Genomic DNA, 9,101 nt, shown 5'->3' with positions numbered 1-9,101 from the left:
GCCTCAAGCGATACATCGCCCGCGAGGTCTACGAGGTCCTCACCAACCCCACCCAACCACCACCGGCCACACCTTGACATCCATAGGAGCATCCCCCGTCCCCGGCCGTCTTACCCCGTCCCCGGCCGGCGGCCCTCGTCGCCGCTGTCGGCATCCGGCCCGGCTCGCGGCCGGCAGCTCCCGAGGGTGGTGGCCAGACGCTACGAACTTGATGACCTGAACGAATCGGGGACCGGCACCGCACGGCTCGGGCCCAGGCAGCCGCCGGGCTGTCCAAAAGCTCATTCCATTCCGAAGAGTAGGTCCGAACAACTCGGGCCCCGACTGTCCGGACCTACCTTCCGGATCGCTGCTCACAGCCTTGATCATCCGAAGTCCCCGCACGGACGGGACAGACCTCTCGCCGTAGCTGAGCCTGATTCGCGCGGGTCATCAAGTTCGTAGCCTCCGGAGGACCAGCCCAGGGACCTGACGCTCGGGGTGGGCGCGCGGCGTCAGGAGACCGTGAGCAGCAGGTGGTTGACGGCCAGCGCGGTGAGCGCCTGCCCGGCCAGCCACCAGCGGCGGGTCGGCGCGGGCAGGTGCGCGGTGGCGACCAGCAGCCAGACCGCGAACGGCAGCCAGATCCGCTCCACCTCGGCCTTGCTCATCCCGGACAGGTCGGCGCCGAGCACCGCGAGCGCGGCGGCGGCCGGCAGCAGCACCGTCGGTCCGAGCGCGCGCACCCGGTGGGCGATCACCGCCGGACGCCGACCTCCAGGCACGAGGGTGGGGGTCGTGGCGGACGCCGGGCGCCAGGTCGCCCGGGCGGCGAGCGCGGCGCGGCGCAGCGCGGGGCCGAGCACCGGGCCCGCCGACAGCAGCAGCGCGGCCAGGTTGGCCCACACCCAGTAGGAGTACGGGCGGTCGGCCGCCCAGCCCTGGTAGTAGCGCTCGACGACCCGGTCGTACCCCTCCCACCAGCGGAAGCCGGCCAGCACGAACGCGCCGACCACGACGACGACCCCGGCGGTCGCGGCGAGCGTCGCCGCGCGGCGGCGACCCGGACGCAGCGCCAGCACCACCAGCGCCAGCGCGCCGACCAGCACGAACCCGTACGACAGGTGCAGCGCGAAGCCGAGCAGCAGCCCGCCGGCCAGCGCGACGACCGGCCCCCGGACGGCCAGCAGGGCCAGGCCGGCGGCGACCACCCCGGCGAACACGCCGTCGGCCGAGGCGCCGACCCACACCGCGCCCGGCAGCAGCACCAGGAACGGCAGCACCGCCCGGGCCGCGTCGGCCCCGCCCAGCGCGCGCAGGGTGACCGGCACCGACACCGCCACGGTGGCGCCCACCAGCACGCAGCACAGCGCCGCCGCCGTGCCGCCGCCCAGCCCGATCCGGTCCAGCCCGACGAAGACCAGCAGCGCGCCCGGCGGATGCCCGGCGGTGTGGGTGGACCAGGAGTCCGGCCGGAAATCCAGGATTCGGTCGGTGAAGCCGGCCAGCGTCGCCCGGACGTCGCCCACGCCGGGCACCTCGTGCAGGTACTCCGCCTGCGGGGTGAGCCGCTCGGTCAGCCCCCGGGACCAGCCGTCGACCAGCGCCAGGGACAGCGTCCAGGCGACCGCCGCCAGCCAGCCGGCGGCCAGCAGCGGCCCCCACCGGGCAGTGCGCGCCCAAGCCAGGCCCGGGCCGAGTACCACCGCGGCGACCAGCACCGCCGCCGGGGTGCCCCAGCCGACGTGCGGCAGCCAGGTGGCGTACAGCGGCGCGGCGTCCGCGTGCAGCCCGGCGCCGCGCCGGTTGAGCACCGCGCCGACCACCACCGCGGCGACCAGCAGCACCGCCTCGAGGGCCAGCACGAGCAGGTCGCCCCGGCCGCGGGCGGGTGCCCGGCCGGGGACGGGGGAGCGGGGGAGGGTGGCTGCGGCTCTCATGACGACCGGACGGTACGGGTTGCCCCGGCCGCCCGTCAGCCGAACCGGCGGCCCGTCACCGGACGGTAAGAAATCCTTGCTCGGTAAGGGTTCCGTAAGGCCGATCGGGGCCTGCGCGGCCGCCCGCGGTCCTAGCGTCGGCGGTATGCCGACACAGATCGACGTGGTGCTGCCGTGCCTGGACGAGGCCGCCGCCCTGCCCGGCGTGCTGACCGCGCTGCCGCCCGGTTACCGGGCCATCGTGGTGGACAACGGCTCGCGGGACGGGTCGCCGGAGGTGGCCGCCCGGCACGGCGCCCGGGTGGTGCGCGAACCCCGTCGGGGGTACGGCGCGGCGGTGCACGCCGGGATCGAGGCGGCCGGCACGGAGCTGGTGTGCGTGCTCGACGCGGACGGCTCGTTCGACCCGGGAGAGCTGCCGGCCCTGGTCGCGCCGGTGGCCGACGGGACGGCCGACCTGGCGGTGGGCCGGCGGCGGCCGGTCGGCGCCGGGGTCTGGCCGTGGCACGCCCGGGCCGGCACCGCCCTGGTGGCCGCCCTGCTGCGCCAGCGCGGGGTGCCGCTGCGGGACCTCAGCCCGATCCGCGTCGCGCGGCGCGCGGACCTGCTCGCCCTCGGGGTCACCGACCGCGCCTTCGGCTACCCGCTGGAGCTGCTGATCCGGGCCGCCGCCGCCGGGTGGCGGATCCACGAGCGGGACGTCACGTACTCGCCGCGGACGGCCGGCACCCGCTCCAAGGTGTCCGGCTCGGTACGCGGCACGTTCCGCGCCACCCGCGACTTCGCGGCGGTGCTGCGCAGCGTGGACGGTCGACGGTGACGGTGCTGCTGGTGGTGGCCAAGGCGCCGGTGCCCGGATTGGTGAAGACCCGGCTCTGCCCGCCCGCCACCCCGGCCGAGGCGGCCCGGATCGCGGCCGCCGCGCTGCGCGACACCCTCGACGCGGTGACCGCCACCCCGGGGGTGCTGCCGGTGCTCTGCCTCGCCGGGGCCCTCGCCGACGCGTCGGACGGGGTGGACCTGGCCGCCGCGCTCGCCGGCTGGCCGGTCCTGCCGCAGCGCGGCGTCGACTTCGCCGCCCGACTGGCGCACGCGCACGCCGACGTGGCGGCCGCGTACCCCGGCCGGCCGGTGCTGCAGATCGGCATGGACACCCCGCAGCTGACCGCCGGGCGGCTGGCCGCGGCCGTCCGCCGGCTCGGCGCGCCGGACGTCGACGCGGTGCTCGGCCCCGCGGCCGACGGCGGCTGGTGGGCGCTCGGCCTGCGCGACCCCCGGCAGGCACAGGCGCTGCGTACGGTGCCCATGTCCACCCCGGACACCGGGCGACTGACCTGGGCGGCGCTGGCCGACCGCGGACTGCGCCTCCGGCCGCTGCCGGTGCTGCGGGACGTGGACGTCCTCGCGGACGCCCTCGCGGTGGCCGCCGCGGCCCCGAGGAGCCGGTTCGCCCGCGAGGTGGCCGCGCTGCGACGCGGCCCGGTCGCCGGGGTGCTCCGGTGACCGACCTCGCCGGCCTCGCCGCCGGCCGCACCGTCACCGGCCGCCCACGCGCCGGCGAGACCGACCCCGCCGGCGCGGACGGCTTCGGCGCCGTGCTGGGCGGGCGGGACGCGGGCGCGCACTGGCTGGTGCGCGCCGACGGTGGGCGCAGCCGGCTGCCGGTGGACCGCTGGCACGGGTCGGCCGAGCCGGCCACCGCCGCGGTGGTGCGCCGGTGCGCCGGCCCGACCCTCGACCTGGGCTGCGGGCCGGGGCGGCTGACGGTCGCGTTGGCCCGCGCCGGGCTCAGCGCGCTCGGCGTGGACATCTGCGCCCGCGCGGTCGCGTTGACCCGCTCGCGGGGCGCGGCCGCCGTGCAGGCCGACTTGTTCGACCCGCTGCCGGCGGAGGGCCGGTGGGCCCACCTGGTGCTGCTGGACGGCAACATCGGCATCGGCGGCGATCCGGCCGCGCTGCTGCGCCGCTGCCGGGCGCTGCTGCACCCGGCCGGCACCCTGCTGGTCGAGCTGGACCCGCCCGGGACGGGCGCCTGGCGAGGCCAGGCGCACGTGGTCTCCGGCGCGCACCGGGGGCCGAGCTTCCACTGGGCGCGGCTGGACACCCGGGCGGTGGTCGGGCCCGCTGCGGAGGCCGGCCTGGCCGTCCGCGAGCTGTTCCGCACCGGCCGCCGCTGGTTCGCCGAGCTGACCCGACCCTGAGCGCCGCCCGGCGCGCCGATGCCGGCCCGTCCGGCCCGGCGCAGCCCGGGCAGCGGGGCCGGGCGCGGGGTCAGGCCGCCAGCGGCAGGCGTACCACGAACCGGCAGCCACCGGCGACGTTGCGCACCTCGACCCGGCCGCCGTGCGCCTCGACCAGGCCGCGCACGATGGCCAGGCCGAGCCCGCCGGAGCCGGCCACCCCGCCGTCGCCCGCGCGGGGGGTACGGGCCGGCTCGCCCCGGAACGCCACGTCGAACACCCGCGGCAGGTCCGACTCGGGGATGCCGCCGCAGGTGTCCGCGACCGACAGCCAGGCGTCGTCACCGTCCCGGCCGGCGGCCACCCGGACGGTGCCGTCCGCCGGGGTGTAGCGCACCGCGTTGAGCAGCAGGTTCCCCACCACCCGGGCCAGCTCCGGCTCGCTCGCGGTCACCGTCGGCCAGCCCGACTCGGCCGCCTCCAGCCGGATCCGCCGGGCCGCGGCCAGCGGCGCGGTGCCGGCCAGCGCGTCGGAGACCACGTCCCCCAGCGGTACGGCCGACAGCGACAGCCGCAGCGCCCCCGCGTTGATCCGGGACAGCTCGAACAGGTCGTCCACCAGCCGGGTCATCCGGTCGGTCTCCACCCGGATCCGCCGGTGGTACTCGGCGACCGTGGCCCGGTCGGCGACCACCCGGTCCTCCAGCGCCTCGGCCATCGCCCGCAGCCCGGCCAGCGGCGTACGCAGGTCGTGCGAGACCCAGGCGACCAGGTCCCGGCGGCCCTTCTCGATGGTGCGTTCCCGCTCCCGGGCCTGGTCGGCCCAGACCGCCGCGGCCGCCAGCCGCCGGCCGAACAACCACCCGACCGCCAGGCTCACCGCCGCCGCGGCGGAGACGGTGATCAGCACGACCTCCAGGTCGTGCGGGGAGAGGAACATCGCCTCGGCGATCACCGCCACGCCGGCCACCACCGCGCCGACCGTCATCGCCAGCAGCACGACGATGTGCACCAGGATCGACCGGCCGCGGAACAGCCGCAGCGTGCCGGCGCCGAGCAGCCCCACCCCGCAGGCCGCCCCGAGCGCGGCCCCGAAGATCAGCGCCAGGTCACGCATCGCACGGCTCGTACCGGTAGCCGACGCCCCAGACGGTGACGATCCGGCGCGGGTCGGCCGGGTCGACCTCGATCTTCTCCCGCAACCGGCGCACGTGCACGGTCACCGTCGACTGGTCGCCGAACCGCCATCCCCACACCCGTTCCAGCAGCTCCGCCCGGCGGAACGCCCGGGCCGGGTGCCGCATCAGGTGGGCCAGCAGGTCGAACTCGCGCAGCGTGAGGGCCAGCTCCCGGCCGTCCAGCCGGGCCACCCGGGGGCCGGTCAGCACGGTGAGGCCGCCGTCGGTCAGCACCTGCGCCGCGGCGTCCGGCGGCTCGCCGCCGCCGGCCCGGCGCAGCACCGAACCCACCCGCAGCACCAGCTCCCGGGGCGAGAACGGCTTGCTCAGGTAGTCGTCCGCGCCCAGTTGCAGGCCGAGGATCCGGTCGGCCTCGTCGCCGCGCGCGGTCAGCATCACGATGGGTACGCCGTCCGGCCGCTCCCGCAGCCGCCGGCACACCTCCAGCCCGTCCAGCACCGGCAGCATCACGTCCAGCACCACCAGCTGCGGCGGCGCGGCGGCCACCGCGGCCAGGGCGGCGGCGCCGTCCCCGACGTGGTCGACCTGGTAGCCGGCGTGCTCCAGGTAACGGCACACCACGTCGCTGACCGTCCGGTCGTCGTCGACGACCAGCACCCGCTGGGCCACGCCTGCCTCCCCCTGTCGTGCCGGTCAGCGTAGCCCCGTGCGGCCCCGCCGCAGCGCGGCGAAAGCTTGCGATCCGCTTACGTCCGGCGACCTCAGCCGGCCCGCACGCCGGGCCGGCCGGGATGCTCCGCGAGGGCGGCGACCAGGTCCTCCCGGGCCCGCGCCACCCGGGACCGGATGGTGCCCACCGGGCAGTCGCACACCCGGGCCGCCTCGGCGTACGACAGGCCGAGCACCTGGGTGGCGAGGAACGCCTCGCGGCGCTCGGCGGGCAGCTCCCGCAGCAGCGCGTCCAGCGCCACCCCGGCCTCGAACCGGCCCGCCGCGGGCGGGTCGTACGCGTCCAGGGCGACCGTGGCCGGCCGGCGACCCGCCGCGCGCAGGTGGTCGGCGGCCACCCGGCGGGCGATGCCGAAAAGCCAGGTGCGGGCGGTGGACCGGCCGGCGAACCGGGGTAGCGAGCGCATCGCCCGCAGGTAGGTCTCCTGCACCAGGTCGTCGGTCTCCGCGTCGGCCAGCAGGTGCCGCAGGAACCGCCAGCACTGCGGCTGGGTGGCCCGGACGAACGCGGCCAGCGCCTGCGGATCGCCCGTGCCGGCGGCGAGCGCCCACGCCGTGACCTGCTCGTCGTCCTGGTCCACCACGTCCCGGCCTCCCGTCGCGCGCCCGTCCACCAAACGTACGACGAAGCGTAGTAGATGCCCGTCGCGTCTCCGCAGGTGGTACGGCCGACGGGCCGGCGCGGTTCACCGGCCGGGGGCGGGCGTCACTCGTCCGGGCAGCGCTCCGAGAGGGCGTACCGGCTCAGCACCACGTCGCCGATCCGGCGCACCTCGGCCAGCCGGGCGCGGCGGCCCGGGTGCCAGGGGAAGGCGCCCGCCCCGACGAACCGCGGCGCCCGCGGGTCGCCGACGAAGAACGGGGCGACCACCAGGTGCAGCTCGTCGGCGAGCCCGGCGGTGAGGAACTGGGCGTGCACCGTGCCACCGCCCTCCACCATCAGCCGCCGTACGCCCCGGGCGGCCAGGTCGGCCAGCACCGCCGGCAGGTCCACCGGGTCACCGGCGTCCACCACGGTGGCCAGCCCGGCGAGCCGCTCGGCGGTGTGCCCGGCCGCTCCACTGCGGCAGTAGACCACCCGGTCGGCGGTGCCGACGGTGAAGAACCGGGCGGCCCGGTCCAGCTCGCCGCGGGCGGTCAGGGTGACCTTCACCGGCGACGGCGGCAGCCCGCGCGCCTCCCGGGCCGCCCGCAGCGCCGCCGAGCGGATCACCAGCCGCGGGTCGTCCCGGCGGACCGTGCCGGCGCCCACCAGGATCGCGTCGCAGGCCGCCCGGACCTCGTCGATCCGCTCCATGTCCTCGGCGTTGGACAGCAGCAGCCGCTGCTCGGTCGCGTCGTCGATGTACCCGTCGATCGAGGTGGCGCAGCTGAGCAGCACGTACGGCCGGGCGGGCGCGGTGGCCACCCGCGGGGCCGTGGTGGCCGCCGGTACGACGCCCATCTCAGTTCAGCGACGGCTGGTCGACGGAGTGCGCGGCCGCCCGGCCGGCCTTGGCCGCCAGGTAGTCGGCGTTGGCGGGGGAGAGGTACACCCCGGTCGGCACCACCTCGGTGACCGTCAGCCCGAGCGCGTCCAACTGGTCCGCCTTCTCCGGGTTGTTGCTCAGCAGCCGCAGCGCGTCGACGCCGAGCACCGCCAGCATCTGCGCGGCGACCCGGTAGTCGCGCTCGTCCTCGCCGTGCCCGAGCGCCACGTTCGCCTGGTAGGTGTCCAGCCCGGCGTCCTGCAGCGCGTACGCGTCCAGCTTCGGGTAGAGGCCGATGCCCCGCCCCTCCTGCCGCAGGTAGAGCAGGAACCCTCCGGCGTCGCTGATCCGCTCGACCGCCTCGCGCAGTTGCGGCCCGCAGTCGCAGCGCTGGCTGCCGAAGACGTCCCCGGTCAGGCACTCGCTGTGCGGGCGCACCAGCGGCGCCGCACCACCCGCCGCGTGCCGCTCCAGCGCGGCCGTCCACTCGCCCAGCCCGAAGGCCAGGTGCTCCCGCCCGTCGACCAGGCCCTCGAAGGTGAAGACCCGGGCCGACGTGGCGTACCCGTCGGGAAAACGGAGCGGGACGGTGACCTGCGTGCGGACCGTGGCGACCGGCAATCCCTCGTACATGCGTCTCCTCCGTCAGGCGCTACCGGCCAGCCCGGCGGCGGGGACCGGTGCGGAACCACCCTGTTTCCCCACCGTACGGGCCGCCGCCGGTGGGCGCAGGCCCGACCGGTTCCGTCGGACGATCAGCACGGCCGCCCCGGGCAGCGCGGCGACCAGTACCAGCGCGCCGTACACCAGCGCCGTGGACACCCCCTGGGCGGCGCCCAGGCCGGCGGCGCCGAACGCCCACGCGGCGACGCCCTCGCGCGGGCCGAAGCCGCCCACGTTGGCCGGTAGCCCCATGGCCAGCAGCGCCAGCAGGGTGAGCGGCAGCAGCACCGCCACCGGGGCGGTGACGCCCGCCACCCGGGCGGCCAGCAGGAAGGTGGCCAGGTGGCAGCCGACCACCATCACCGAGGCGAGCGCCACCCGGGGCCCGGTCCGGGCGTCCAGCAGGGCGGCCCGCAGGTCGGCGGCGGCCGCCCGCAGCGCCCGTGCCCGGCGCAACGGCCCGCCGGCCGGTAGCGCACGCAGCGCCAGCACCAGCGCGGCGGCGCCGGCCGCGACGGCCAGGGTCACCGCCGGCAGGTACGGCCGGACCGGGGACGGCAGGACGAGCAGCAGCCCGACCGCCAGCCCCAGCTGCACCAGCTGCCCGGCGGTGCGTTCCCAGAGCACCGCCCGGACGCCCCGACCCAGGTCACCGGCGTCCCGCCCGTGCCGGACGGCCCGGTGCACGTCGCCGAGCACCCCGCCGGGCAGGGTGGCGTTGAGGAAGACCGCGCGGTAGCAGTCCGCCACCGCCGCGCCGAGCGGCAGCCGGACCCCGAGCGCCTCGGCGACCAGCCGCCACCGCCAGGCGCAGCAGATCGTGGTCAGCGCGCCCAGGGCCAGCGCCGTCGCCGTGGCGGGCGCGTCGATCCGGCGCAGCGCGGCCAGCGCCGGCCCGGCGCCGAGCCAGTACAGCAGCCCGGCCACCAGCGCGACGCCCGCCAGGTTGCTCAGCCAGGCCCGGCTCGGGCGGGTCGGTGCGGCGGGCTCGGCCACGGGGCG

General features: G+C 77.6%; 10 protein-coding genes. 3 read left to right on the top strand and 7 right to left on the bottom strand.

Annotated features, from left to right (window positions below; genetic code table 11):
- Nucleotides 1-494: 494 nt before the first annotated feature.
- Entirely contained in the window at nt 495-1,919 is a 1,425-nt protein-coding gene (locus ACFY3U_RS18955; RefSeq protein WP_387203004.1) for a hypothetical protein, read from the bottom strand.
- 145 nt (nt 1,920-2,064) lie between these two features.
- Between ACFY3U_RS18955 and ACFY3U_RS18950 the strand changes: the two genes are divergently transcribed.
- The 3 genes from ACFY3U_RS18950 to ACFY3U_RS18940 are packed head-to-tail and all read left to right on the top strand — an operon-like array spanning nt 2,065 to nt 4,120.
- Entirely contained in the window at nt 2,065-2,739 is a 675-nt protein-coding gene (locus tag ACFY3U_RS18950) for a glycosyltransferase family 2 protein (protein WP_387203001.1), read from the top strand.
- Nucleotides 2,736-3,422 carry a DUF2064 domain-containing protein gene (locus ACFY3U_RS18945; protein ID WP_387202998.1) on the top strand — a complete coding sequence of 229 codons (687 nt, stop codon included), beginning with the start codon at nt 2,736-2,738 and terminating at the stop codon, nt 3,420-3,422. The genes ACFY3U_RS18950 and ACFY3U_RS18945 overlap by 4 nt, the downstream gene beginning before the upstream one ends.
- On the top strand, nt 3,419-4,120 hold the full coding sequence (locus ACFY3U_RS18940) for a class I SAM-dependent methyltransferase (RefSeq protein ID WP_387202995.1): 702 nt from the start codon (nt 3,419-3,421) through the stop codon (nt 4,118-4,120). The genes ACFY3U_RS18945 and ACFY3U_RS18940 overlap by 4 nt, the downstream gene beginning before the upstream one ends.
- Before the next feature lie 70 nt (nt 4,121-4,190).
- Here the strand turns inward: ACFY3U_RS18940 and ACFY3U_RS18935 are convergent, their stop codons facing one another.
- From ACFY3U_RS18935 to ACFY3U_RS18910, 6 genes are all read right to left on the bottom strand, one after another.
- Entirely contained in the window at nt 4,191-5,216 is a 1,026-nt protein-coding gene (locus ACFY3U_RS18935) for a sensor histidine kinase (protein ID WP_387202992.1), read from the bottom strand.
- Entirely contained in the window at nt 5,209-5,907 is a 699-nt protein-coding gene (locus ACFY3U_RS18930; RefSeq protein WP_387202989.1) for a response regulator transcription factor, read from the bottom strand. Before ACFY3U_RS18930 ends, ACFY3U_RS18935 begins: the two co-directional genes overlap by 8 nt.
- Nucleotides 5,908-5,999: 92 nt before the next feature.
- Nucleotides 6,000-6,581 carry a sigma-70 family RNA polymerase sigma factor gene (locus ACFY3U_RS18925; protein WP_387202987.1) on the bottom strand — a complete coding sequence of 194 codons (582 nt, stop codon included), beginning with the start codon at nt 6,579-6,581 and terminating at the stop codon, nt 6,000-6,002.
- A 92-nt stretch (nt 6,582-6,673) separates the two neighbouring features.
- Complete coding sequence (locus ACFY3U_RS18920) at nt 6,674-7,411, bottom strand: RibD family protein (protein ID WP_387202984.1); 738 nt, start codon at nt 7,409-7,411, stop codon at nt 6,674-6,676.
- A gap of 1 nt (nt 7,412) precedes the next feature.
- A complete protein-coding gene (ribA, locus tag ACFY3U_RS18915; protein WP_387202981.1) occupies nt 7,413-8,069 on the bottom strand; it encodes a GTP cyclohydrolase II in 657 nt (218 codons plus the stop codon).
- A gap of 12 nt (nt 8,070-8,081) precedes the next feature.
- Entirely contained in the window at nt 8,082-9,095 is a 1,014-nt protein-coding gene (locus tag ACFY3U_RS18910) for a lysylphosphatidylglycerol synthase domain-containing protein (protein WP_387202978.1), read from the bottom strand.
- Nucleotides 9,096-9,101 lie beyond the last annotated feature (6 nt).

Origin of the sequence: Micromonospora sp. NPDC000089, assembly GCF_042899365.1 — a bacterium.
GTDB lineage: Bacteria > Actinomycetota > Actinomycetes > Mycobacteriales > Micromonosporaceae > Micromonospora.
Note: the sequence above shows the minus strand (reverse complement) of the source record. Positions and strands in the feature narration are given on the sequence as shown.